The sequence below is a fragment of the Amycolatopsis sp. CA-230715 genome, from assembly GCF_018736145.1.
GTDB lineage: Bacteria > Actinomycetota > Actinomycetes > Mycobacteriales > Pseudonocardiaceae > Amycolatopsis.
The window spans coordinates 9,637,230-9,661,127 of the sequence record NZ_CP059997.1 but is presented as its reverse complement, the minus strand read 5'-3'; the positions used below and the strand labels follow the sequence as shown (position 1 = coordinate 9,661,127).

20 protein-coding genes are annotated in these 23,898 nt (G+C 70.7%); 7 read left to right on the top strand and 13 right to left on the bottom strand.

Annotated elements, in window-relative coordinates; genetic code table 11:
• Positions 1-2: 2 nt before the first annotated feature.
• The 4 genes from HUW46_RS44595 to HUW46_RS44580 are packed head-to-tail and all read right to left on the bottom strand — an operon-like array spanning position 3 to position 5,343.
• The gene (locus HUW46_RS44595) at positions 3-1,529 is read right to left on the bottom strand and encodes a PucR family transcriptional regulator (RefSeq protein ID WP_215544668.1); all 1,527 of its coding nucleotides are present in this window, start codon (positions 1,527-1,529) and stop codon (positions 3-5) included.
• A 26-nt stretch (positions 1,530-1,555) separates the two neighbouring features.
• A complete protein-coding gene (locus HUW46_RS44590) occupies positions 1,556-2,644 on the bottom strand; it encodes a DUF917 domain-containing protein (RefSeq protein ID WP_215544667.1) in 1,089 nt (362 codons plus the stop codon).
• Positions 2,641-3,993, bottom strand: a complete 1,353-nt coding sequence (locus HUW46_RS44585; protein ID WP_215544666.1) for a hydantoinase/oxoprolinase N-terminal domain-containing protein — start codon at positions 3,991-3,993, stop codon at positions 2,641-2,643. Before HUW46_RS44585 ends, HUW46_RS44590 begins: the two co-directional genes overlap by 4 nt.
• Positions 3,994-4,005: 12 nt before the next feature.
• On the bottom strand, positions 4,006-5,343 hold the full coding sequence (locus HUW46_RS44580) for an MFS transporter (RefSeq protein WP_215544665.1): 1,338 nt from the start codon (positions 5,341-5,343) through the stop codon (positions 4,006-4,008).
• Positions 5,344-5,566: 223 nt separating this feature from the next.
• Here HUW46_RS44580 and HUW46_RS44575 point away from each other — a divergent pair, with 223 nt between their 5' ends.
• The 4 genes from HUW46_RS44575 to HUW46_RS44560 are packed head-to-tail and all read left to right on the top strand — an operon-like array spanning position 5,567 to position 9,973.
• Positions 5,567-6,655, top strand: coding sequence for a DUF917 domain-containing protein (locus tag HUW46_RS44575; RefSeq protein ID WP_215544664.1), 1,089 nt, complete (start codon positions 5,567-5,569; stop codon positions 6,653-6,655).
• Positions 6,652-8,220: a hydantoinase/oxoprolinase family protein gene (locus HUW46_RS44570; protein ID WP_215544663.1), complete on the top strand. Its 1,569-nt coding sequence runs from the start codon at positions 6,652-6,654 to the stop codon at positions 8,218-8,220. Before HUW46_RS44575 ends, HUW46_RS44570 begins: the two co-directional genes overlap by 4 nt.
• The gene (locus HUW46_RS44565) at positions 8,217-9,266 is read left to right on the top strand and encodes a dipeptidase (RefSeq protein WP_215544662.1); all 1,050 of its coding nucleotides are present in this window, start codon (positions 8,217-8,219) and stop codon (positions 9,264-9,266) included. The genes HUW46_RS44570 and HUW46_RS44565 overlap by 4 nt, the downstream gene beginning before the upstream one ends.
• Positions 9,254-9,973 (top strand): SDR family oxidoreductase, encoded by a 720-nt coding sequence (locus HUW46_RS44560; protein ID WP_254125572.1) that lies wholly within the window; start codon positions 9,254-9,256, stop codon positions 9,971-9,973. Before HUW46_RS44565 ends, HUW46_RS44560 begins: the two co-directional genes overlap by 13 nt.
• Before the next feature lie 22 nt (positions 9,974-9,995).
• Here HUW46_RS44560 and HUW46_RS44555 read toward each other — a convergent pair whose 3' ends face one another.
• The 5 genes from HUW46_RS44555 to HUW46_RS44535 are packed head-to-tail and all read right to left on the bottom strand — an operon-like array spanning position 9,996 to position 15,945.
• Complete coding sequence (locus HUW46_RS44555) at positions 9,996-10,742, bottom strand: alpha/beta fold hydrolase (protein ID WP_254125570.1); 747 nt, start codon at positions 10,740-10,742, stop codon at positions 9,996-9,998.
• A gap of 10 nt (positions 10,743-10,752) precedes the next feature.
• Entirely contained in the window at positions 10,753-11,649 is an 897-nt protein-coding gene (locus HUW46_RS44550) for an ABC transporter permease (protein ID WP_215544661.1), read from the bottom strand.
• Positions 11,646-12,590, bottom strand: coding sequence for an ABC transporter permease (locus tag HUW46_RS44545; RefSeq protein ID WP_215544660.1), 945 nt, complete (start codon positions 12,588-12,590; stop codon positions 11,646-11,648). The genes HUW46_RS44550 and HUW46_RS44545 overlap by 4 nt, the downstream gene beginning before the upstream one ends.
• Positions 12,587-14,191, bottom strand: coding sequence for an ABC transporter substrate-binding protein (locus HUW46_RS44540; protein WP_215544659.1), 1,605 nt, complete (start codon positions 14,189-14,191; stop codon positions 12,587-12,589). The genes HUW46_RS44545 and HUW46_RS44540 overlap by 4 nt, the downstream gene beginning before the upstream one ends.
• Positions 14,188-15,945, bottom strand: coding sequence for a dipeptide ABC transporter ATP-binding protein (locus HUW46_RS44535; RefSeq protein ID WP_215544658.1), 1,758 nt, complete (start codon positions 15,943-15,945; stop codon positions 14,188-14,190). The genes HUW46_RS44540 and HUW46_RS44535 overlap by 4 nt, the downstream gene beginning before the upstream one ends.
• A 230-nt stretch (positions 15,946-16,175) precedes the next feature.
• On the opposite strand from HUW46_RS44535, the gene HUW46_RS44530 reads away from it, so the two are divergent.
• Positions 16,176-17,162: a methyltransferase family protein gene (locus tag HUW46_RS44530; RefSeq protein ID WP_215544657.1), complete on the top strand. Its 987-nt coding sequence runs from the start codon at positions 16,176-16,178 to the stop codon at positions 17,160-17,162.
• A complete protein-coding gene (locus HUW46_RS44525; RefSeq protein WP_215544656.1) occupies positions 17,159-18,097 on the top strand; it encodes an alpha/beta hydrolase in 939 nt (312 codons plus the stop codon). Before HUW46_RS44530 ends, HUW46_RS44525 begins: the two co-directional genes overlap by 4 nt.
• Here HUW46_RS44525 and HUW46_RS44520 read toward each other — a convergent pair.
• From HUW46_RS44520 to HUW46_RS44505, 4 genes are read right to left on the bottom strand one after another with little or no spacing between them, the layout of a single operon-like run.
• Positions 18,084-18,671, bottom strand: coding sequence for a TetR/AcrR family transcriptional regulator (locus HUW46_RS44520; RefSeq protein WP_215544655.1), 588 nt, complete (start codon positions 18,669-18,671; stop codon positions 18,084-18,086). The genes HUW46_RS44525 and HUW46_RS44520 overlap by 14 nt on opposite strands.
• A 59-nt stretch (positions 18,672-18,730) precedes the next feature.
• Complete coding sequence (locus HUW46_RS44515) at positions 18,731-20,371, bottom strand: amidohydrolase (protein ID WP_215544654.1); 1,641 nt, start codon at positions 20,369-20,371, stop codon at positions 18,731-18,733.
• Positions 20,364-21,149, bottom strand: coding sequence for a molybdenum cofactor biosynthesis F family protein (locus HUW46_RS44510; RefSeq protein ID WP_215544653.1), 786 nt, complete (start codon positions 21,147-21,149; stop codon positions 20,364-20,366). Before HUW46_RS44510 ends, HUW46_RS44515 begins: the two co-directional genes overlap by 8 nt.
• A gap of 10 nt (positions 21,150-21,159) precedes the next feature.
• The gene (locus tag HUW46_RS44505; protein WP_215544652.1) at positions 21,160-23,025 is read right to left on the bottom strand and encodes a primary-amine oxidase; all 1,866 of its coding nucleotides are present in this window, start codon (positions 23,023-23,025) and stop codon (positions 21,160-21,162) included.
• A 144-nt stretch (positions 23,026-23,169) separates the two neighbouring features.
• Here HUW46_RS44505 and HUW46_RS44500 point away from each other — a divergent pair, with 144 nt between their 5' ends.
• Positions 23,170-23,889, top strand: coding sequence for an SDR family NAD(P)-dependent oxidoreductase (locus tag HUW46_RS44500; RefSeq protein WP_215544651.1), 720 nt, complete (start codon positions 23,170-23,172; stop codon positions 23,887-23,889).
• The last annotated feature ends 9 nt before the right edge of the window (positions 23,890-23,898 follow it).

The window sequence follows — 23,898 nt, the reverse complement described above, 5'->3', positions numbered from 1 at the left end:
GTTCACTGGGCGGTGGCGTGGCGGTGAAGGAGCAGATGGCACGCGAGGTGGATGGCGAGACGGTCGTCGAGGTGTTCGGGGTCGAGCCCGAGGGCTGTCAGGCGGCGTGCTCGGCTGGTGACGGTGTTGCGGTGGACGCCGAGCTGGTCGGCGGTGGCGCTGATGGATCCGGCGGTGTCCAAGAGCTTGGCGAGCGTGCGCAGCAGGGTGCGGTCCGGATCGTGGTCGACGAGACGGGTGAGGACGCGGTGCGCGGCCGGGGTCAGGATGTCCACGGGCAGGGCGGCGAGGAGCACGCTGGGACCGATCGTGGTGACGGTTTCGACGTGGCCTGGTCCGCTGTGCCGGGCGAACGCGGCCGCCGACGCCGCGCGGTCGAGGCCGTAGCGTAGCTGAGCGAGCCCGTCGACGACGGGGCCGATGCCCGCGACCAGCGCCGCGGTCGGCCGGACCGCGTCCAGGAGGGTGCGTACCCGGTCGTGGTGGGCGGTGGAGCGGGGAGCGTCACCGGTCGGCACTGGCCACCAGGTGACCCAGCCGTCGCCTCGGCGGGCCAGCAGTGCGGTGGCTCCGGCGGCGTGCCATGCGGACGGCAGCGTGGCGGGAAGGTCGGGGGGAGGCGGGTGGTCGACGGTGCGCAGTGCGACCGGGAGCAGCGGGCCGTGCAGGACCCAGTGGTAGGCGGCGGCCCGGTTGAGCAGTTCGAGGTCGGTCGGGGTGGGGTGCGCCGCCGCGTCGAGGAGCTGATGGAGGATTCGCTCGGCGAGGCGTGCGTCGCGTTCGGCGCCGAGTCGTTCGGTTAGCAGCGCTGCGGCCAGGATGGGGGTGGCGATGCCGAGGACGCTCTGGACGGTGGCGGCGAGTCCGGCGGACCGCGGTGCGAGCAGCGCGGCGAGTTCGGTGCCAGGGGCGGCGTGCTGCGGCAGCGCGCGGCGGATGAGCCGGCCGCCGGTGCCCGGCTCGGCAGCTTGGATAGCCTGCTGGACGGCCGGTCGGCCGGCGAGCACACCGTTGGCGGAGACCAGTGCGAACTGGGCGCCGGGGATGGCGGAGTGCAGCGCGGCGAGCACGGCCTGCGCTCGCAACGGCTGGTCGTCGAGGGCGGCGACGCACTGGGCGATGAGATCGGCGCGAGCGGCGGCGGGATCGTTGATCACACGGGCCAGGCTGAGCGCGACGGTGTAGGGATCGGCGGTGGTGGTGATCAGCGGGATCTTCAGGCGCTCGGAAACGAGCGCCGGCGCCGCGGTGGTGACGGCGCTCGCGGGGCTGATGACGCAGGCCGCGGCGCGCTCCCACGATTGCCGGAGCGCGGTCTCGACCGTCCACTCGCCACGGGCCGCGGCCGTGGTGAGCACGACGGCCGACCCCGGCGCGACGTGGGCGAGGTCCGTGAGGTCGTCGATGATGCGAATCTCGCTGACGGCGTTGTCCAGCCCGGTTTCGGTGACCAGATCGGCCCCGGACAGCGGGCCGCCGGAGTGCAGGTCGGCGACGGTGGGTGGACTGGAACGCGGGGTTACCGGCATGGACGGCTCCTGGTCGGTGCGCGCGGTCAGGACCCGGGTGGCGCGGGGAACCCGTACGCCCGCGGGCCGGTGATCGCCATTCCTTCGGCGGTGCGCCATTGGTCGGCGGCGGGGAGGACGAGGACGGTGACGTCCATGCCGCTCTCGATCCTCTCTATGTCGAGCAGTTCGTGGTGAGGAAGCCCGAGCAGGCAGAAGCAGTCGGGCGCGGTGGCGGCGACGGCGCCGTCGGTGAGGGCGAGGGCGATCTCGTTGCGCGCTTCGAGGCGCACGATCCGGTGCGGCGCCTGGTGTTCCCGGATGGTGACGCTGATGGGACGAGCGGGCAGCGCGGACCGGCCGGGCGGGTCGTGCTGGGTGACGGCGAGAACACGGCCGCTGACGAGGTGGCGGCCGCCGAGCTTCCTGGCGAGCGCCGACGCGTCGAGGCCGGCCGCTTCCCGTACCACCCGTCCCGCGTGCAGGGTGCGTGTGAGGCTGCCTGGTATGGCGACGCGGTCGAGGATCGCCGCAGGCATCGGGTACATGGCCACGGCGGCCCAACCCCCGCAGGCGAGCACGAACGGACGTGTGATCGCCTCGACGCGGGTCGGCGGGGCGTCGACCAAGACCGCCTCGCCGCCACTACCGGCCAGCGCCATCGGGGTCGGTGACACCCCGCCAAGGCGATAGACGGTCGCCTCCAGCAGGGAAAAGCTGCGGCCGATACCGTCCGCGTCGACGAGCGGCAGCCCCAGTTCGCTCGCGGCGGCGACCGGGAGCACGGCGTTGCTGCCGCCAGTGTTGAGCGGTACGAGCGCGCCCGTGGTGGTGCGCAGGTGGTGTTCGAGCAGGCGCACGGCGGTGGTGAATTCGGCACCGGTCGGCAGCAGTTCGTCGAACAGCACGGCCGAGCCCGCGATGCCGACGGCAGCGCAGAGTGTGTCGCTGGGTAGTTCGGCGGCCGCGACGACGGGGACCTGCCCGCGGGTGGCGAGCAGGTCGGTGGTCCACTCGACGACGGTCGCCGAGGTGCGCCTGCCGCCGCCGGAGGCGTACACCGTCCCGCCGACCATCAGGTCGCGCACGTCACAAGGGCCGATGGCGGCGATCGGGCCATGGCTCGCGGTGCTCATGATCGGATTCCGCGCGGCAGGTCTCCGCTGGCGCGGACGACGAGGTGGTGGATTCCGCCGGGCAGGTAGGAAACCGGTGTGGCGCGGACCTGTTCGACGCGCGGCGTTGCCGGGTCGGCGCCGGCGCTGGTGGTCTGGGCCAGTGCCTGTTCGGACAGCGTGCCGCGGACCCGGTCGAGCGCGGCGTCGCTTTCCGCCCGTACCAGCCTTTCGATCGTGATCTCGGGTCGGCTGCGCGCCGCGCCGACGGCAGCGGCGAAAGCGTGCTCGGAGGGAACGGTGATGTCGTCGGCGGACAGGTTCCAACCGCGCGGGGGCGGCGCGGTCAGTTCCATGATCCGTTCGGGTGTGCGGCCGACGGCGACCGTGGTGCGCTGGCCCGCCACCGACGGTGCCGCGACGCCGGGCAGGGTGGCGGTGGTGATCTCGGGGACGATGTCGCCCACACGGATCCCGCGCAGGGTCTGCGGTGTCCTGGTCCGGGGCGGGGTACCGGCCACGACCATCCCGGCCCGCACCTGGTCGCCGGTGAGTTCGCAGACCAGCGCCCTGCGCACCCCGGCGAGATGCGCGGCGCCGCTGGCGGTGGCGCTCCAGTCGCCGGTGAGCGCCGCCACCGGGAACCGGCGCAGGTACTCGGGACCGATCGCGCCGGCGTGGTTCGCGACGAACATCAACGGGGCGGCGAGCCCCGCCGCGCGCAGAACGCGTTCGAGGCCGGTGACCAGGTGCGCGGCGCGGCGGCGCAGTGCGGCGTTGAGCGCGGCGGCGTTCTCCCGGTCGCGCAGGCCGATGCCGCCGACTTCGTGCGAGAGGGTGACGGTGACTTCGGGAAAGCTGTGCCGCACCAGTTCCGCGGTCTGCTCCTCGTGGTCGGGGATGGCGCAGGATCCGGTCGCGCAGATGGCGATGTCGCGCACACCGCCCCGCACGGCCCGCTCGACGCCGCGCAGGATCCCGTCGTGGTCGAGCGGAGCGAGCTCGCGGCCGGTCAGATCGTGTCCGCCCGGCAGGGTCAGGTGCGCGCCCCGTACCGCGCGGCGGATCGGTTCAGGCCACCCGGAGAACGGCGGGAGTACCGTGCCGCCGGGTTGCGTGAAGCGCAGTACGGCCACCGGCGCGAGCTGGTCCGGTTCGTCGAGCGCGTCGCGCAGCGTGCCGCTGGCCAGTGACACCGCGGTCGCGCGGTAGTGGCCAAGCGCGGCGAGCGCGTCGCGCAGCGCGTCGTCGTCGTTCTCGCGCGCCAGTTCGGTGTGCTCGAGAAGCACGTCTCCGCGGAGCGCGACCGCACGGACGGCGTCCGCGGTGACGCTCACGCCGATCCGGACCGGCTCCTGGTGCACGCTCATCGTGTGATCAGCTTATTCCAGCGCGCGGCCCTCGGTTTCGGGCAGGCGAGAGGCCAGGAGCGCGGTGAGGAGCAGGAACACGTCGATGGTCCCGACCACGAGCGAGGACCCGGCGGCCGTGGCGGCCATGGCCCCCATCGCCGAGGGCACCGCGGCGTTGGCCACGCGCTGGGCGAAGATCCCCCAGGAGTAGCCGACCCCGCGCACCGAGGTCGGATAGCACTCGCCGAGCCACGTGTTCCACACCCCGAACGCTCCGAGGCTGAAGAACGAGATCGTGAAGTTGCCGAGGTAGAGCATCGCGGTGTTGGCCGCGGTGGCGAACACGAGCCCACCGGCGCACGCCGCCGCGAGGTAACCGATGAACACGATCTTGCGGCCGAACCGGTGGGTCAGCACCGACGCGCTGAGGTAGCCGGGGATCATTACCACGGCGCCGAGCGCGAGGAAGGTCAGGGTGTTGGGCAGGGAGAGCCCTTGGCCGGCCAGCACCGCGGGCAGGCCGGTCTGCAACCCCCAGTACCCCCACGCCAGCGTGAAGTTCGCGACGAGGAGGACAATCGTGCGCCGCCGGATGGCCGGACCGAACAGGGCGCGCACCGATCCCGGCCGCGTGTGCGGCACCCGCAGCGCCGCCGCCGGCGGCGGCGTCGTGCCCAGCGCGCGCAGCACCCGGCAGGCCTGCTCCGTCCGGCCGCGGGCGACCAGCCAGTACGGCGATTCCGGTACCAGCTTCCAGATCGCCAGCGCCCAGAACCCGGCGAGCGCGTTGACCAGCACGAGAAGCCGCCAGCCGTGCGAGCCGACCAACGCCGTGGTGCCCACGGCGAGCAGGATGCCCAGCGCCCATCCCGACGACAGGTAGACCGTGGCCTTGCCGCGCACGCGGGCCGGGAGCAGTTCTTCGAAGTACGGGAACGCCATCGCGTGCAGCCCGGAGAGCACGAGCCCTGCGGCGAAGCGCGCCACCAGCAACCAGCCGAATCCCGGTGCCAGCGCTCCCAACGCGGTGCACACCCCGTACAACCCCAGGCTCCAGGCGCAGGTTTGGCGGCGCCCGATGCGGTCGGCGATGCTGCCGGCCAGCAACGTACCGGGGATCATCCCGAAGAACAGGGCGGACACCACGACCCCCATCCGGGTCGAATCGATGTGCAGCGACTGTTCGACGTCCGGGCCGATGTAGACCAGGGCCAGCATTTCCCACGCTTCCAGGACGAACGCCACGAACAGCACCGCGCCCGCCCGCACATGTGCCGGGCGCAGCCGCATCCGCTCGTACACCTCGCTCAGCGCGATCTCGTCGCCGTGCTGTGCGGGTGGGGTCGGTGTGGCCGGTGTGGAACTCATCGATGCCTCCGAAGCGTGGAGCACATCCCGTGAGGATGTGACGTGGGACACGGGCGCGGCGACGATAGGCCGACCAGCCGTGCCCCGAACCATGCATGAAGCACTGAAATCGCCGTTGCCTGTGCGTCATGCACATCTGGCGACCGGGGCGATGCGCCTAACGTCGCGCCGGTACCAGCTCCCCTCGACCGCGGGAGCGATCCGGACCCAGGAGGTAGGACGGATGCGGCAGATCACGTCCGAAGACATAGAGCCGCTCGCGCTCGGCGCCACGCTGCTCGGCACCGGCGGGGGCGGTGACCCGCATATCGGTGCGTTGATGGCCAAGCAGGCGATCGACGAGTTCGGCCCGGTCACCGTGGTCGAGCCGGACGCACTGCCGCCCGACGGGCTGGTCGCCGCGGTCGCCGTGGTGGGGGCGCCCACGGTCATCGTCGAACGGGTGCCCGCGGGCAGCGAGTTCGTCGCGTCGCTGCGCGCGATGAGCCGCCACCTCGGCCGGGACCTGGTGGCGATCATGCCGATCGAGGTCGGCGGGATGAACACCCTGATCCCGCTGGCCGCGGCCGCCGAGATGGGGTTGCCGCTGGTGGACGCGGACGGGATGGGCCGGGCGTTCCCGGAGATCGAGATGACCGTGTTCACCCTCGCGGGGCTTCCGGCCGCGCCGATCGTGGTCGCCGACGAGAAGGGCAACCTCGGCATCTTCGAAACCACCACGAACAAGACCGCCGAGACGCTCGGCCGCACCGCCGTGGTCCAGCTCGGCATGGCCAACGCCGTCGCGCAGTACCCGATGACCGCCGGCCAGTGCGCCGCGGCGGCCATCCGCGGCTCGCTGAGCTACTGCCTGGAACTGGGCAGGCGCCTCGGTGAGGCGGCCGAGACCGGTCTCGCCGACCTGCTCGCCTTCGCGGGCGGGCGTTCGGTGTTCAGCGGCACCGTCGTGGACGTGGACCGCAGGGCCACCGACGGGTTCACGCGCGGCACCTGCGCGATCGAACACGCCGGGGAGCCGGATCGGGTGCTGCGGCTGTTGATCCAGAACGAGCTGCTGATAGCGCTCGACGACGGCGAACCGGTCGTCACCCCGCCCGACCTGATCTGCGTGCTCGACCACGAGAACACCCGCCCGATCACGACCGAGAACCTCGCCTACGGCCAACGCGTCGACGTGATCGCGCTGCCGGCCGCCGAGCAGTGGCACCGCGAAGGGTTCACCGACCTGGTCGGCCCTCGTGCGTTCGGCTACGACCTGGACTACGTCCCGTTCACCACCACCGAAGCGAATTTCCAAGGGAGCGTTCGATGAGCCGCCTGCGCATCGGCATCGATGTCGGAGGAACCAACACCGACGCCGTCCTCGTCGATGACCACGACACCGTTCTGGCCGCGGAAAAGACCCCCACCACCTCGGAACCACTCGACGGCATCCGCGCCGTGCTGACCGCGATACTCGACGGCGTGGACCGGGCCAAGGTCGACCAGGTGATGCTGGGCACCACCCACCCGGCCAACGCCGTCATCCAGCGCCGCGGACTCAGCGAGGTCGGCGTGCTGCGCCTCGCCGCGCCCACTTCGTTCGCCGTACGTCCCGGTGCGGCGTGGCCGGCCGACCTGCGCGCCCAGGTGCTGGGGCCGGTCGCGATCGTGGGCGGCGGGTTCGAGTACGACGGCCGCGAAATCGCTCCGCTCGACGAAGGCGCGATCCGGGAGTTCGCGGCGCGGTGCGCGCGCGGGGGAGTGCGCGCGGTCGCCGTCTCCGGGGTGTTCGCGCCCGCGAGCACGGAGCACGAGGAGCGCGCCGCCGACATCCTCGCCGCCGAACTCGGTGCCACCGCGCGGATCTCGCTCAGCCACGAGGTCGGCTCCCTCGGACTTTTGGAACGGGAAAACGCCACGATCCTCAACGCGGCGCTGCAGGAGGTCGCCCACCGCGTCGTGGACGGATTCCGCGCCGCGTTGAACCACCACGACCTCGATGTCGACGCGTTCCTCACCCAGAACGACGGCACGCTCATGGCCGCCGACCAGGCCGCCCGGCTGCCCGTGCTGACCCTCGGATCGGGTCCCACGAACTCGATGCGCGGGGCCTGCGCGCTGGCGGGGTTGTCCGAAGCCGTGGTCATCGACGTCGGTGGCACTTCCGCCGACGCGGGCGTCCTCGTCGACGGATTCCCCCGCGAATCGACGGCGGCGGTCGAGGTCGGTGGTGTGCGGACGAACTTCCGCATGCCCGATTTGATCTCCATCGGTCTCGGTGGCGGAAGCGTCGTGCGCCCCGGCGAAGGCGATGTCACCGTGGGCCCCGACTCGGTGGGGTATCGGGTCGCCGAGGCGGCGCTGACCCGCGGCGGCGATACCCTCACCCTGTCCGACATCAGTGCCGTGGCGGGCAGGCTGACCGGGTTCGGCCGCCAGGAGCCGGCAGGAGGGATCGATCCCCGCATCGTGAAACTCGCGCTGGATTGGGTTGACGCGGAGATCGACCGGATGACCACCCGGATGAAGTCCTCCCGGCACGCGCTTCCGCTGATCGCTGTCGGTGGCGGTAGCCACCTGGTGGCCGATGCCGTGCGCGGGGCCAGCCGGGTTGTCCGGCCCGAGCACCACGCGGTCGCCAACGCCTACGGCGCGGCCATCGCCGAGGCGTCCGGGGCCGTGGACCGCGTCATCCGGTTCGCCGGAGACGATCGCCAAAGCAGCCTCGACGAAGCGCGGCGGGCGGCGGCGGACGCCGCCGTGGCGGCGGGCGCCGACCCGCACGCCGTTCGCGTCACCTCACTGACCGAGATACCGCTGACCTACGTTCCGGGCAAGGCGTCCCGCGTGCTGGTCAAGGCGGCGGGCCCGCTGCGCACGAGGCGGTCGCGGTGAGCACTCCGCCGCTGCTGCCGGTCGCCGACTGCCACAACGACCTGCTGCTGCATGTGCTCTACCACCGCGAACGCGGACATCCCGACCCGTTCGGCGAGTTCTGGCTCCCGCAGCTGAGGGCGGGCGGCGTCGTCTGCCAGGTCCTGCCGATCTGCACCCAGCAGCAGTTCGCGGGGGAGGCGGCGCTGCGCCGCTGCCTGCTGATGGTCGAGGAAGCGCACCGGTTCGCCGACCGGCACGCCGACGACGTCGCCATCGTCCACACTGGACACGAACTCGCCGAGGCGCGAGCGGCAGGGCGGATCGCGCTGCTACTGGCCCTCGAAGGCACCGAACCGATCGGCAACGATCTCGCGCTGCTCGAAGTGCTGTTCCGCGCCGGTATCCGGATGGCGTCGCTGACCTGGAACCGGCGCACCATGATGGCCGACGGGGTCGGCGAGACCGACACGGGCGGCCGGTTGACCCGCCTCGGCGTCGACGCCGTCGCCGAAATGCAGCGCCTCGGCGTCATCGTCGACGTGAGCCACCTTTCGGACCGCGGCTTCTGGCACGTCGACGAGATCGCCACCCGCCCGTTCGTCGCCTCGCATTCGGGCTGCCGCGCGTGCCATGTCCACGCGCGGAACCTCACCGACGACCACATTCGCGCCATCACCGCACACGGCGGCGTCGTCGGTATCAACGCGTTCGGCCCCTTCGTGTCGGATACTCCCAGCATCGCCGCGTACCTCGACCACGTCGCGCACGCGGTGTCCGTCGCCGGTGCCGGGCACGTCGCGTTCGGAACGGACTTCTTCCACGACATAGCGGCCACCACCGACCCGATCACCACCGCCCTGCTGGCGCCGGGAACCCCGGCGCTGAACACACCCGGCCTGTGCCGCCCCGGCGACTTCGCCGGGCTCGGCCACCACCTCGTGGAGCGGCTCGGCCGGGAGACGGCCCGCCAGGTCGCGGCCACCACCCTGCTCGAATTCCTGCGGCGCACCCTGCCCGCACCAGCAACCGACGACAGTAAGGAAACCGAGCTGTGCACACCTTGACCGGCACCACCGTGGTGATCATCGGCGGAGCCTCCGGCATCGGCCTCGCGGTCGCCCGTGAAGTCGTCGCCGAGGGCGCGACCGTGGTCCTCGGCGGCCGCGACACCACCCGCCTCGACCGGGCTGTCACCGAGCTCGGAACGAGCGCCGACGCGGCGGTGGTCGACACCACGGACAAGGCGTCGATCGCCGCCTTCTTCGACCGGCTCGACCGGGTCGACCACTTGTTCACCCCGGGCGCCTCATACGGACGAGGACCGCTCACCGAGATCAGCGACGAACTCGCCGAAAGTCCGTTCCGCTCGAAGTTCTGGGGCCAGTACTACGCCGTCAAGCACGCGCTTCCCCGGTTCTCTTCCACCGGCTCGGTCGTGCTCATGGGTGGTGCCTACGGTGCTCGCCCGCCCGTCGACGGTGCCGCCTACGCCGCGTGCAACGCCGCCATCGAAGGGCTCGGTCGCGCGCTCGCGCTGGAACTGCGCCCGATCCGGGTCAACGTCGTCGCACCCGGCCTGGTGGACAGCGACCTCTGGACGAAGGTCCCGGCGTCGGTCAAGGACGAGAACTTCGCGTCGTACCGCGAAAAAGCGCTGATCTCCCGTGCCGGCTCCGTCGCCGAGATCGCGCACACCGTGCGGTACCTGATGACCAACACCTACACCACCGGATCCGTGCTCTACCCCGACGGCGGTTACGCCTTGCGGTAGCGAGCGATCCGGTCGGGCGGCTTCACCCCGGGTGCTCGTTCGTGGCGTCGAGGAAGCTGCGCGCTGCTGTCTGGAAGGCCGCACCGCGCAGCGCGGCGGTGTGGTCACCGGGGACTACGACGAGGTCGCTGCCGGGCACCATGGCGACGAGCTGGTCGATGCCGTGGCTGACGGGGTCGTCCTCGCCCGCGACGAACCGCGTCGGCACGGTGAGCTGCCCAGCGGAGGGTGCGAACGGTTCCCGCCGCAGGCCTTCGATGCAGCGGCCCAAGGCGACCGCGTCCCGGCCGGGGCCGGTGATCAGGCGGGCGATCATCGCGGTGAGCGGGTCGCCGGGGAGCTTGCCGCCCGAGGCGAAGGCCACCGCGGCGTCCACGTCGACGGCCGTGAAAGGTTCGGCCGGGCTGATCCCGCCCAGTGCCATTCGCCGCACCGGCGCCGCCGAGGGCAGGTCCCAGGCGAGTCTCGCGCCGAGGGAGTAGCCGATCACGTCCATTTCGGACAGTCCGTCGACGACATCGGCGAGTGCGGCGACGATCGCGCTGGGGGTCACTTCGCTCGCGTCGGCGGGGGCGGGGCTCGAGCCGTGGCCGGGTAGGTCGGGCATCAGCACGTCGCGGCCCGAGGCGGTGAGCGCGGACGGCCAGCCGGTGGTGATCCAGTCGGTGTGGCCGTCGGAGGCGAAGCCGTGGACGAGCAGGACGGGAGGGCCGGACGGCGCGCCGTCGGCTCGGTACCGGCGCACGGCCAGTGAAGTGGTGGCGGACAACGGGATCCTTTCAGGACTGTGCGCGGAGGCGCCGCAGGTCGTTGAGCGTCCTGGCGTGCGCGTCGACGGCGATCCGCAGCGACGAGCCGATCAGGTTCAGCAGGAAGACGCAGAGCATGATCGCCACGCCCGGCGCGATCACCAGCCACGGCGCGGTGACGAGGTACGAGCGCCCTTCGGCGATCATGTTGCCCCAGGTCGGCGTCGGGGGAGCGATACCGAGCCCGAGGAAGCTCATCGCGCCGTCCACGAGCATCGCGGCCGCGGACAGGATCACGACCTGGACGAGTGCGAGCGGCAGCACGTTGGGGAACACGTGCACGAGCAGGATCTTCGGCCTGCTCATCCCGGACACCCTGGCGGCGCCGATGTAGGCGCGGCTCGCGATGCCGAGCACCCTGCTGCGGATGACCCGCGCGGTGAACGGGGTGAAGATGACGGTGAGCGCGATCAGTTCGGTCCAGATGCTCGCGCCGAGCGAGATCGCGAGCGCCATCGCCAGAATGATGGCGGGGAACGACATCCAGGCGTCCATCAGCCGCATCAGCACCGCGTCGGCGGCCCGGTAGAACCCGCTGACGAGCCCGATCACCATCCCGGTCACCGCGGCGCACAGGGTGATCAGCGCGGACAGCCCCAGCGACGCCCGCCCGCCGGAGACGAGCCTGGCGAGCACGTCGCGGCCGTAGGAGTCGGTGCCGAGCAGGTGCGCGCCCGACGGGGGCAGCAGCCGGTGCACCGGGTCGGTCGCGCTGACACTGGGCAGGAACACCGGCAGCACCAGCACGGTCAGCACGATGAGCCCGAGCAGCGCGGTCGAGGTGACCAGCGTCCGGTTGCGCCGGAACACCTTCGTAGCCCGGCGCTGCGCGGACGGTTCGCGCACCGAGGTGGCAATCGTGGTCATGAGACACGCACCTTCGGGTCGAGCAGCGCGTACGAGAGGTCCACGAGCAGGTTGACCACCACGAACAGCACCGCGACGAACAGGGTCACGCCCTGGATGAGCGGGAAGTCCCGAGTGGACACCGCGCCCATCAGCAGGTGACCGAGACCGGGCACCACGAAGATCGATTCGATGATCACGATACCGCCGACCAGCATGGCGAAATTGCTGCCGAGCTGCGTGACGAGCGGCATCATCGCGTTCGGCAGGACGTGCTTCAGCATCACCTGGCGCTCCGAGAGCCCCTTGACGCGCGCGGTGCGCAGGTAGGCCAGCGGAAGTTCGCCGAGCAGGCTTTCCCGCAGGGTGAGCACGAACAGCGCGGTCTGGCCGATCACGAGCACCGCCAGCGGCAGCACGAGCGCGGGGACTGCGGCGACGGGATCGGTGAGCAGGTTGTGGTATCCGCTCGACGGGAACCAGCGCAGCGTCACCGAAAACACCAGCACCAGCATCAGCGAGATCCAGAAGTCCGGCATCGCCATACCGAGCGAGGACAGCCGGTCGAGCGTCCTGGCCACCGGGTTGCGCGGCGACACCGCCTGCCACGAGGTGATCGCGACCGACAGGAAGAAGCTGATCACGGTGGACAGCACGGCCAGCGTCAGCGTCGGCAGGATGTGCTCGGCGACCACGTCGAGCACCGGCGCGTGGTAGGTGATCGACGTACCGAAGTCACCGCGCACCACGTGACCGGCCCAGGTGAGGTACTGCTCCCAGATCGACCCGGTCAGGCCCATGCTCGCCCGCAGCGCGTCCACATCGGACGGTCGCGCGGTCGGGCCGAGGATGGCCTGCGCCGGGTCGCCGGGGATGAGCCGGATGACGAAGAACATCATCGTGCCGACGATGACCAGTATGACGACGAGATCGCGCAGCCTGCGCGCCAGCAGCGCGGTCACGACGCCAGCCAGGTGTTCCAGAAGATCCGGTAGAAGTCGCCGTACCCCTTCACCTTCGGCGTGTAGGCCGCGTACAGCCTGGACTGGCTCAGCGTGATCACCGAGAGCTGCTTCCAGGTGAACGCCTGCAGCTTGTCCGCGACCGATTTGGCCTGCTCCGGGGAAACGGAGGCGTTGAACTCGGCGATCAGCCCGTCCAGCTCGGGGGAGGCCGATCCGTTCAACGGGCCGAGGGTCAGCGCGGGCATTTGCGCGGGCGAGGTCAGCGCGGAGTCGAAGAACAGCGTGGTGAGGTCCCAGCCCGCCGGGTCCTTGGTGAGCGTGCCGAGCATCGTCGCGAAGTCGTAGGTGTCGATCTTGGTGGTGATGCCGATCTTCGACAGCTCGTCCTGGATCAGCACCGCCCACTTGCCGAACTCCGGATACGAGTTGGTCGTGACGATGTGGACGGTCGCGCCCGCGGTGATCCCCGCCTCGGCGAGCAGCTTCGTCGCCCGTTCCGGGTCGTGCGCCCGGTAGACGTCTTCACCCGCGGTCGAGTAGAAGGCCCTGTTGTCCGGTGAGGCGAACGCGCCGGTCTCCAGGGTGAGGTCCTTGCTCCCACCCGTCGCCGCGTTGATCGCGGGCTTGTCGAGCAGGAGGTTCAGCGCCTCGCGCGCCCTCGGATCGGCGAAGCGCGAGCCCTTGGCGAAGTTCGGGATGATCACGTTCTGGTTGCCGCCCGGCAGGTTGTGCACCACCAGCGCCGGGTTCGCCTTGAGCGTCTCGTACTGGTCGTTGGTCGGCATCGCGTGGTCCCACTGGCCGGTCTGCAGCCCGTTGATGAGCGCGTCCTGGTCGGAGACGACCTTGTAGGTGACGGTGTCGAGGTAGGCGTGCTTCGCACCGGCCTGACCGCCCCAGTCCTCTTCGGACCGCGACTTGTAGCCGTCGTAGCGTTCGAGCACCAGCTGCTGGCCGATGTCCCAGCCCTTCAGCCGGTACGGGCCGGTGCCGATCGCCTTGTCCTGCCCGAACCCGGTGGCGGGCAGCCCGGTGAGGTTCTTCGCCTCGTAGATCTCGGTGCCGGGACTGGCCAGCTCGTCGATCAGCGGGTAGCGGGGCCGTTTGAGGTGGATCGCCACGGTGGCGGCGTCCGGTGCGGTGAGGGTGTCGATGTCGGGGGAGACCAGTTGCCCGGTGCGGTGGCTCTTCCGCCACCGTTCCAGGCTCGCCACCACGTCGTTCGCGGTCAGCGGCGCGCCGTCTTGGAAGGTGACGCCCTGCCGGAGCTTCACGGTGTAGGTGAGCCGGTCGGGGCTCGTCGTGTAGGTGTCGGCGAGCATGGGCCGCGCGGTGAACGTCTTGTCCACTTCGAACAGCTTCTCGTACATCATGTTGCCGATCTGCGCGGTCACCTGGCCGGGATTGGCGACCATGTCGAGCGACTGCGGATCGGTCGGCACCGCGACGGTCAGGTTCCCGCCGCGCACCGGCGGCCCGTCGGGCGCGGTGCCCGCGGCGCCACCGCCCATGCAGGCGGCGAGCACGAGCGCGCTCACCCCGACGAGGGCCGCGAGTGCCGGGATACGCCTTCTCGTCGAACTCGAAGATGTGGTCATGGGCTCTGCAATCCTTCGCGGGAGAGTGAGGGCAGTGCGGGATTCGCCGCGAGCAGGCGGCGGGTGTACTCGTGCCGCGGTTCGAGGCGGATGGCGTCGGGGGTGCCGATCTCGATGAGCTTGCCCGCGTGCATGACGCCGACCCGGTCCGCGACCGAGAGCACGAGGCTCAGGTTGTGCGTGATGAACAGGAAGCTGAGCGCGCGGGAGCGGCGGAGCTGCAGCAGCACGTTCATCACCTGCCCCTGCACGGAGACGTCGAGTGCGGAGGTCGGTTCGTCGGCGACGATCAGGTCGGGACCGGCCGCGATCGCGCGGGCGATCGAAACCCGTTGCCGCTGCCCGCCGGAGAGCTGGGACGGGAGCTTGGCCGCGGTGCCTTCGGGGAGGCCGACCTCGTCGAGCAACTCGGCGACCCGGCGGTCGAGTTCGGCGCCGCGGAGGCCGGTGAGCTCCCGCAGGGGTTCGGCGACGATGCGGGCCGCGGTGTGCCTCGGGTCGAGCGAGCTTTGCGGGTCCTGGAAGATGAGCTGCGCGCGACGGCGGAACTCGCGCTCGGCTCCGGCGAGACCGGCCTCGGTGCACCGGTGCTCGCCAAAGGAGATCGTGCCCGACGTCGGCGGTTCGAGTGCGCTCACCAAGCGGCCGAGCGTGGTCTTGCCCGACCCCGATTCGCCGACGAGCCCGAAGAACTCGCCCGGTGCGATCCGGAGCGAGACGTCGTCGACCGCGCGCACTTCGGGCGCGCGGCTCATCGAGAACCGGCTGCGCCGTCCGTACACTTTGGACACGTTCTCGATGATCAGTTCGGTGCCGCCGTCCGCGGGCGCCTCGGTGCCGGACAACGGCTTCACCTCGGTGGCGACCGACGGCTCGCCGTTCATCGCGGATTCGAGGCGCGCTTCCGAGATGGTCGGGAACCCGTCGCGCCTGCTCACGCCGAGCTGCGGAACGCAGTCGAGCAGCGCCCTGGTGTACGCGTGCCGTGGTGCACCAAGAATGTCCTTTTTGGACCCGATCTCGACGAGCCTGCCCCGGTAGAGCACGGCGATCCGGTCGGCGACCTGCGCGGCGACGCCCATGTCGTGGGTGATGAACACGCACGCCGTGCCGTGCTCGCGGCGCACCCGGTCGAACAGCGTGAGGATCTCGGCCTGGGTGGTGACGTCGAGCGCGGTGGTGGGCTCGTCCGCGATGAGCAGCTCGGGATCGGCCATCAGCGCGAGCGCGATCATCACGCGCTGCTGCATGCCGCCGGAGAGCTGGTGCGGATAGGCCGCCATGATCCGGTCGGTGTCGGTGAGCCCTACCTCGGCAAGGAGTCGCCGCGCCTTGGCGTCGGCTTCGCGGTGCAGGGGCGTGCCCTTGCGGCTGGCCTGCCTCGGCAGTGAACCGGGTTTTCGGTAGGCCTCGATCAGCTGGCCGCCGACGCGCTTGCTCGGGTTGAGCGAATCCAGCGCCTCTTGGAAGATCATCCCGATGCGGGGGCCCCGGTAGGCGCGCATTTCGTCGGCCGAGAGCTCGGTGACGTCCACACCGTCCACAGTGATTTCACCGCGGGTCCGTACCGGTGCCACGAATTCCAGCAGCCGGATGATCGACATCGCGGTCACGGTCTTGCCGCTACCCGACTCGCCGACCACGCACAACGTCTGCCCGTGGCCGAGATCGAAAGAAAGCTCCCGCACGAGTTCGCGTTCGGTCTCGCCGGTGACGACACCGATCGTGAGATCCGCTATTTCGAGGAGCGCCATGAAGTCCCCTTCCTGGTGCCCGCGTGGCGGGCCGGACTGCCGGGGAAGGACGCCGGCAGGGGTAGTTCTACGCATGTTGACACTGGGCGTGAGCGGTGTCAATGGTTATATTCTACAACTGTAGGAAGTTGGGCCGTGGGTGGTTTTCATTGGCACGCGGGCAAAAACGGCACTGGACTCTTTTGTCTACGAATGTAGAATCTCCCTCGACCAAACCACAGGGAGGCACCATGACCGGGTCCACCGCGGCCACCGGTCCCGAGCGGATCGTGGACATCGCCGTCGGGTACATGGCGGCGAAGCAGCTTTTCGCGTCGAGCCGGATCGGGCTCTTCCGCGCGCTCGCCGACGGGCCGCTGAGCGCGCCGGAACTCGCGCAGAAGACCGGGAAACCGGAGAAGGTGGTGCGCATCCTCGGCGACTCCATGTCCTCGCTCGGGCTGCTGTCCCGGGAAAGCGGGCGCTACGGACTGGAACCCGACGCCGCCGCGTACCTCGCCGGGAAAGAGCTGGATCTCGCGCCGTTCCTCACCTTCCTCGAATCGATCAGCTACGGGCACTGGCTCCGGTTCGGCGACACCGTCGACACCGGTGAGCCGGCCGAACTCGAGCTCACCGGGGAACGCTGGAACACCTTCCTGTCCGGGGTGATGACCTACAACGCCCTGCACGCGAAGATGCTGGCGGCGGCGTTCGACTTCACGCCGTACGAAACACTGCTCGACCTCGGCGGGCTCTCCAGCGCGTTCGCGGTGGAAGCCATGCGCGCCAACGAAAACCTGTGCACGACGTTCGTCTTCGCGCCCGAGTCGGTCGGCCCGGTGACCGCGGCGGTGCGCGAGGAGGGCCTGGCGGAGCGCTGCACCGTGCTGGGGGAACCGACCCCCTTGGCGCGTCCCGCTGGCGAATTCGGCCTGGTGATGGTGAACCACGTCGTCCACCGGTTCGGTGCGGACGAGAACGCCGCGATCCTGCGCAACGCCCGCGCGGCCGCCGCGCCGGGCGCGCGGTTGCTGCTGCTCGACTTCTTCCTCGACGACGACGCGGTCCAGCGCCCGCTGGATGCCTTGCACGCGGGGGAGTACCTGGTGATCGACGGGACGGTCGTCTACCCCGAGGCGGAGGTCCGCGGCTGGCTCGACGGCGCCGGATGGCGTGTGGTGGACCGGCTCGCGCTGCCCGGCAGCCCGCGCGTCCTCGTCGCGGAAGCGGTGTGACCGTGACACTCGATCCCGCGGTCCGCGAACTCCTCGCGCGCCACGCGCGGACGCCGTTGCCGTCCACGCCGCCGACCGCGGCCGAGCTGCGTGCTTCCTTCGCCGCGTCGTGGCCGCGTCCCACCGCGGTGGAGCCGGTCGCCTCCGTGCGCGACCACCTGGTACCAGGCGGCGACGGTGCCGTTCGCGTACGGATCTACCTCCCGGAGGCCACCGGCCCGGTGCCCGCGTTCGTGTGGATTCACGGTGGCGGCTGGACGATCGGGTCGATCGACGAGAACGAGGTCGCGTCGCGCGCGGTGTGCGTGGCGGCCGGGCTCGCGGTCGTCGCGGTGGACTACCGGCTCGCACCGGAGCACCCGTTCCCGGCGGCGCCTTCGGACTGCTACGCGGTCGTCGAGTGGCTCGCCTCGGGCGGGGCCGGCCCCGAGGTGGACGGGGCGCGGATCGCGATCGGCGGGGAAAGCGCGGGCGGCAATCTGTCCACTGTGGTCTCGATGATGTCGCGGGACCACGGCGGGCCCCCGATCAGCGCGCAGGTGCTCGTGTGCCCGGTGTACGGCCATCCCGACGACGGGTTCGCGTCCTATCGCGACTGTGCAGAGGGCTTCGGGATGACCGCGGGTGCGATGCGGTTCTTCTTCGAGCAGTACGTCACCGAGCCCGCCCAGCTCGACGATCCGTACCTGCTTCCGTTGCGGGCCAAGGACCTCACCGGCCTGCCGCCCGCGCTGGTGCTGACCGCGGAGTACGACGTCCTGCGGGACGAGGGCGAGGAGTTCGCGCGCCGCCTCGGCGAGGTCGTGCCGGTGGAACTCACCCGGTACGACGGGCAGATCCACGGGTTCTACGGCCTCTACACCGATCTGCCAGCGTCGCCGCGTTCGCACGCGCAGGCCGCGGCTTTCCTCCGCGGGGTCTTCAGCCGCGAGTGAGCCGGTCGAAAAAGGACTCGAGGTGCTGCTTCTGCAGGTCCACGGTCGAAAAGTCGCCGCTGACCAGGCTCATCACGTTCGCGCCCGCGTTCAGCAGGACGATTTCGTCGACCAGTTGCTCGTCGGGGGTCGCGGTGACGATGTCGCCGTCTTCGCGGCCCTCGGCGAGGAACCGGTGCAGCAGCCCGCGCCACGAGCGGACGTGCTCCAGGTACTTGTCGTGCATCTTCGGGTTCGTCAGCGACAGCTGCCAGAACGTCAGGAGCACGCGGCCCGCGGCGATGCGCTCGTCGTCGATCGGCATCGACGACACGCACAGCTCGCGCAACGCGGTGAGCCCGCGCAGGCCGTCGAGCTCCACGTAGTCGTGCATCATGCCCAGCGCGCGCTCGTAGATCGCCTCGATGATGTCTTCTTTGCTGGGGAAGTACAGCTTGAGCGCGCCGTTCGCGAACCCGGCCGCCGCGGCGATTTCGCGCATGGTGGCGGCTTCGAGCCCGCCCTGGGTGATCAGGTCCCAGGTGACATCGACGATATGACTGCGACGGTCGTCGTGATCGATGATCTTCGGCACCGGGCCACCTCCCGCACTGGTTTTCTCTACCAGTGTAGGAGTAACGACCCGATCGGTGCTCAGGTGCCCCCGAACACCCGCTTCCCGGCGAACCAGGTCTCGGCGACGGTGGTCGCCGCGAGATCGGTGGGCGAGGCGCGGAACGGGTCGCGGTCGAGCACCAGGAAATCCGCCGACTTGCCGGGGCTGAGCGAGCCGGTGACGTCGTCGAGACCGGTCGCGCGGGCGCTGCCGAGGGTGAACACCTCGATCGCTTCGGCGAGCGTGATGGCTTGTTCCGGCCACAGCGCGCCGGGGTGCGCGCCGGTCGGGTCGCGGCGGGTCACCAGTCCTTCGATGCCTTCCCAGGCGTTCGGGGATTCGCTCACCGGCCAATCCGAACCACCCGCGACGAGCGCGCCGCTGTCGAGCAGCGCCCGGTTCGGCTGCATCCGCGCGGCGCGGCCGGGTGGCAGCACCTCCGCGATCGCCGACGGGATCACCCCCGGCACCCACAGGAACGGTGAGATGTCCGCGGCGACGCCGAGCGCGGCGAACCGGGGGAGGTCGTCCGGGTGCACGAACTGGCCGTGCGCGACCTGGAAACGGGCGTCGGCGAACCCCTCGGCCCGGATTTTCTCGACGGCGTCGAGCGTCGCGCGCACCGAAGCGTCCCCGGTGCAGTGGACCTTCGCGGACAACCCGGCCTCGGCCGCGGTGCGTAGCCAGCCTTCCAGTTCCGCGCCAGGCATCGTGGTGGCGCCGTGGAAGCAGGCGCCGTGCACGTCGTCGGGCAGGTACGGTTCGAGGAACGCCGCGGTCCTGGTCGGCGGCACGCCGTCGAGGAAGATCTTCACGAAGTCCGGCCGGTGGTGCTCGCTCCGGTAGCGCTCGCCGAGCTCCAGCAGCGGCCGCCCGATCGGGTCGAACCCGAAGATCGGGTCGTTGACCAGCAACGAGGACACCACCCACGCGTCGAGTTCGCCCGCGTCGTCCAAGGTCTTGAGCGCGTCGAGGATGTCGAGCGAGACACCGGCGTCCTGGAAGGCCGTGACACCGTAGGAATGCAGGGTCTCGATCGCACGACGGGAAGCCCGCCGGTGCTGCTCGCCGGTGAGCGTGCGCGTCTTCCGCACGGCCCGTTCGACGAGCGCGCCCGCCGCCTCCAGCAGGACGCCGGTCGGGGCGCCGGTGACGGCGTCCCGACCGATCACACCACCCGCGGGATCGGCGGTGGAGGCGGTGATCCCGGCCAGTTCCAGTGCCCTCGTGCTCACCCAGCGGTTGTGCCTGCTGTCGTCGGCGAGCGAAACCGGGCGCCCGCCCGCCGCTTCGTCGAGCGCGTGCCGCGCCGACTCGTGTGCCAGCGTGCCGACCAAAGTGGACGCCCACGCGCCGCCGATCACCCACTCGTCCTGGTCGAGGCCGCGCGCGCGGTCGCTGACGGCGTCCAGTATCGCCTGGAACCCTTTGTCCGCGCCGAAGGTGAGTTCGAACAGTTCGGCGCGCCCGGCGAGCGCGTGGTGGTTGTGCACGTCGACGAACCCCGGCATGACGAACGCGCCGCCGAGGTCGTGGACCTCGGTTTCCGGGCCGCGCGCGGTGTCGTCGAGCGCGAGCACCTTGCCGTCCCGCACCGCGAGCGAGCACGACCACGGCGCCGCGTCGTCCACAGTGAACACGGTGGCGTTGGTGAGGAGGAGATCGGCGGCGTCACTCATCGGCGGGGTCGTACTCCGCGGGGTGCACGGTCGTGCTCAGCAGTTTCCCGTGTGCGCCGAAGGTGAAGTGCGTCGGCACCTCGCCGGTGCCGTCGAGTCCGAAAAGGACGCCGTGCGAGCGGAGGCGGCGGGTGTCGCGGTGGTCGGCGACGGTGACCGAACCGCACGGGATCACCTTCTCCCGCCAGGTGAACACGAAGATGCCGGGGCGCAGCCGGTAGGTGGTGTTCTCGTCGGTGTCGGCGAGCCCCTTCTCCGGCCCGGCCAGGCACTGCCAGGTGTACCAGTGCGGGCTCAGGTAGACGTGTTCGTAGGCGTGCGCGGCGCTGTACACCCACAGCGCGCGCCTGCCGATGAGCGAGGTGCTCGGCGCCGGCACGTCACCGCGGGCGTCGATGCCGTCGATGGTGGCGGTCAGGAAGGTCTGGGTCACGCGCGGCGCGGTGTCGCCGATCCGGCTCAGCACGACCAGCGCCCTGCCCTCGCGGAGGTCGAGGAAGACGGTGTACGCCTGCTCCGGGGTTTCGCCAGGGTGGAACTGGACGTAGTAGAGGCCGTCGTCGACGAGGAAGGTCTCCGACTCGTCGGTACCGGAACCGTGGTGGCTCCAGTCGATCCGGGTTCCGCTGAACCGCGCGGAAAGCGTGCTGCCGTCGTCGCAGCGGAGCACGAGGGAGCGGTCGTGCAGATCGCCCACCACGGGCGCCTTGTTCGCGTCGAACCCCGGTGCCAGCCCGTCGAGCGGCAGCCAGGTGGAGGTGTCGGAAAGTGTCGACATCGAGGATTCCTCAGTGGTCGCAGTGGTCGGTTTCGCCGGACGGGAGGTCGAGTGCGGGGTTGCGGTCGCAGAACCCGTACGGCCGCAGGGAGAACCCCGCGCGGTCGACCGGCATCACCGGCCAGTCCTCCGGTCGCGGTACGTGGGTGAGGCCGAAGACGTGCCACAGCACGAGATCGGTGTCGGTGAGGTCCCGGTCTTCGGCCGTCCACGCGGGAAGCCCGTCCCCGCCTGGATGCGCGCCGGGGCGCTCGCCAGCCGGATAGCGTTCGTCGTGCCGGTACGGCGTCGCCCAGAGGTGCTTGGTGGCGAAGGTCGCTCGCTTGTGGACGGACGAATCCGGCTGCGCGAGCAGTGTCGCGGACGGCCGGGGCACGAGCTGGTACGCGGTCGGGACGCCGAGCCGGTTGGTCTTGTCGGCACTGCGGATCTCCCACACCCTGGCGCGGGCGGGATCGGCCGTCCGCATCGCCTCGTGCTCGGTGCGCAACGGGGTGCTGTGCCAGGTGAACGCGTTGCCGTACGGGTTCTCCGGACCGATCGGCACCCCGGCGACGTCGATCTCGTACAGGGAGTTGCGGTCCCCGTCGACGGCCATGTCGAGCCTGGCGCAGAACAGGTGCTGGTGCACCGGGGCGAACAGGCCCGGCGCGATCTCGGTCGCGTGCGGGTCGCGGTCGCCGGGGGTGCCCGCGCCCGCGAAGACGATCCCGGTCGCCTTCGCCTCGAACTCCACGGTGCCGTCGAGGTAGAGGTACCAGAAGAAGCCGTAGTCGTAGTTGCCGACGGTGGAGATCGAGGAGAGCACGAGTCTGCGGGAGCGCCGGACCTCCGCGCGCTGGTCGAGATCGGTGTGCTTCCAAAGGATCCCGTCGTCCTCTTCGTGCAGGCAGATCGCCTGCGGGATCTCGACGGGATGGCCGTGGTCGTCGGCGACGAAGGCGGGCAGGTAGTGGATCACGCCGAGGCAGTCGCAGCCGAGCCGGAGATCGTTGGCGTTCTTGCCGAGCAGGTACTCGCCTGCGTCGAAGTAGCTGATCCAGAACCGGCTCGGCGTGGTGTCGCCGTAGGGCACCACCATTTCCGGTACCGACGCGCGATAGAGCACGGGCCGGTCACCGAAGCTCACCTCGTGCAGGGTCAGGCCTTCGCGCGCGTTGAAACCGACGCGCAGGCGCCAGCCTTCCCAGCGCACTTCGGACCCGTCGACGGTGAAGCTCGGCCCCTCGGGCTGGGTGATCTCGATGGGCTTGAGCGTCGTCCTCGGCGTGACGTCGCCGTAGCGCCCGTGCTCTGACGGCACCGGGACGTCGCCTTCGTCCTCCACGCGCAGTACTTCCCGCGTGGTCAGGTCGATGTGCGTGACGAGGCCTTCCACCGGATGCGCCCACGGGCTGTCCTGCTGGTGTTCGCGCAGGAAGGTCAGCGTGCGGATGACCCGCCCGCGTTCGTCCTCCCTGCCGAAGTAGCCCGGCGCGAGCGGCGCGCAGAACGCGTGCTCGACGCGATCGGCGAGACCGCGCCGGGTCATCGCGGCGAGCCAGGCCTCGGACGCTTTCGTGATGTCCTGGGCGAGGTCGTACTCCTCGAACAGATAGGCGGGCTGCCCGTCGCCGCAGTTCTGCCACGACACCAGTTCGCGTTTCGTGACCGACACGACGGCGTCACCGGAGAGCCCGGTGCCGGTGTCCAGCATCGTGAAGCGGATCCGCCGGTCGACCGCGTCCGGTGACGGTTCCTTCGCGGGTTCCTCCGGGAGCACCTGCGGGAACCGGGTCGTGTCGGTGACCAGTCCCTCCGCGACCAGTACGGCGCGCCCCACTTCCAGCTCGGCGGCGGTGAGCGGGTCCAGCGGGTGCGGTGGTGTGCTGGGCATGCGATCCCTTCCGGTTCGGTCCGTGCAGTTTCGGCCGTGCCGCGGCGGCGGCGAAAGCACGGGCGCGGCACCCGTGCGGCTTCGGTCAAGAACGCTGCGCTGGCGGCCAACCACCCGGTGCGCGCCTGCCCGCAGGATGGCGCCATGCGACTCGATCTCGAGGGCAAGGCCGTGCTGGTGACCGGAGCCGCTTCGGGGATCGGCCTGGCGTGCGCGCGGGCGTTCCTCGCGGAGGGTGCGCGGGTGGGCATGGTGGATCGTGGCACCGTTCGCCCGCTCGGCGGCGAGACGATCGCCGTGCGGGCCGATGTGACGGACGAACGGGCGCTCGGCGACGCCGTCGCCGAGGTGGCGTTGCGGTTCGGCGGGCTCGACGCCGTCATCGGGTGCGCGGGTGTTTCGGGCCCGGTCGGCACTCCGCTCGCCGAGACCACCGCCGAGGAGTTCTCTGCGGTGCTCGCGGTCAACGTCACCGGGCAGTTCCTGCTCGCCAAGCTCGCGCGGCCGTGGCTGCCGCGGGGAACGGGCGCGGTGGTGCTGCTCGCCAGCGACTCCGCGTTCACCTGCGCGCCGGGCATGGTGCCCTATTGCGCTTCCAAGGGGGCCGTGGTCGCGTTGACCAGGGCGCTCGCGGTCGAACTGGACGGAGTGCGGGTGAACTGCGTGTGCCCGTCGGTGACCGACACGCCGATGGCCCGCGCCGATCTCGGTGACGTGCTGGCGGATCCGGGGTTTCCCGTGCAGACGGCCGACGACGTCGCCCAGCACGTGCTCTACCTCGCCTCGGAACGGTCGCGCACGGTGAACGGCCAAGCCCTGCTCGCCGATTTCGGCGTATCGGCCAGATCGGGCTTTCCCGCATGAGCTTTTGCT

Excerpts from the sequence above, each read along its gene's own strand:
- HUW46_RS44595 (WP_215544668.1), bottom strand. The coding sequence starts at position 1,529 with ATGCCGGTAACCCCGCGTTCCAGTCCACCCACCGTCGCCGACCTGCAC.
- HUW46_RS44590 (WP_215544667.1), bottom strand. The coding sequence starts at position 2,644 with ATGAGCACCGCGAGCCATGGCCCGATCGCCGCCATCGGCCCTTGTGAC.
- HUW46_RS44585 (WP_215544666.1), bottom strand. The coding sequence starts at position 3,993 with ATGAGCGTGCACCAGGAGCCGGTCCGGATCGGCGTGAGCGTCACCGCG.
- HUW46_RS44580 (WP_215544665.1), bottom strand. The coding sequence starts at position 5,343 with ATGAGTTCCACACCGGCCACACCGACCCCACCCGCACAGCACGGCGAC.
- HUW46_RS44575 (WP_215544664.1), top strand. The coding sequence starts at position 5,567 with ATGCGGCAGATCACGTCCGAAGACATAGAGCCGCTCGCGCTCGGCGCC.
- HUW46_RS44570 (WP_215544663.1), top strand. The coding sequence starts at position 6,652 with ATGAGCCGCCTGCGCATCGGCATCGATGTCGGAGGAACCAACACCGAC.
- HUW46_RS44550 (WP_215544661.1), bottom strand. The coding sequence starts at position 11,649 with ATGACCACGATTGCCACCTCGGTGCGCGAACCGTCCGCGCAGCGCCGG.
- HUW46_RS44540 (WP_215544659.1), bottom strand. The coding sequence starts at position 14,191 with ATGACCACATCTTCGAGTTCGACGAGAAGGCGTATCCCGGCACTCGCG.
- HUW46_RS44535 (WP_215544658.1), bottom strand. The coding sequence starts at position 15,945 with ATGGCGCTCCTCGAAATAGCGGATCTCACGATCGGTGTCGTCACCGGC.
- HUW46_RS44530 (WP_215544657.1), top strand. The coding sequence starts at position 16,176 with ATGACCGGGTCCACCGCGGCCACCGGTCCCGAGCGGATCGTGGACATC.
- HUW46_RS44515 (WP_215544654.1), bottom strand. The coding sequence starts at position 20,371 with ATGAGTGACGCCGCCGATCTCCTCCTCACCAACGCCACCGTGTTCACT.
- HUW46_RS44510 (WP_215544653.1), bottom strand. The coding sequence starts at position 21,149 with ATGTCGACACTTTCCGACACCTCCACCTGGCTGCCGCTCGACGGGCTG.
- HUW46_RS44505 (WP_215544652.1), bottom strand. The coding sequence starts at position 23,025 with ATGCCCAGCACACCACCGCACCCGCTGGACCCGCTCACCGCCGCCGAG.
- HUW46_RS44500 (WP_215544651.1), top strand. The coding sequence starts at position 23,170 with ATGCGACTCGATCTCGAGGGCAAGGCCGTGCTGGTGACCGGAGCCGCT.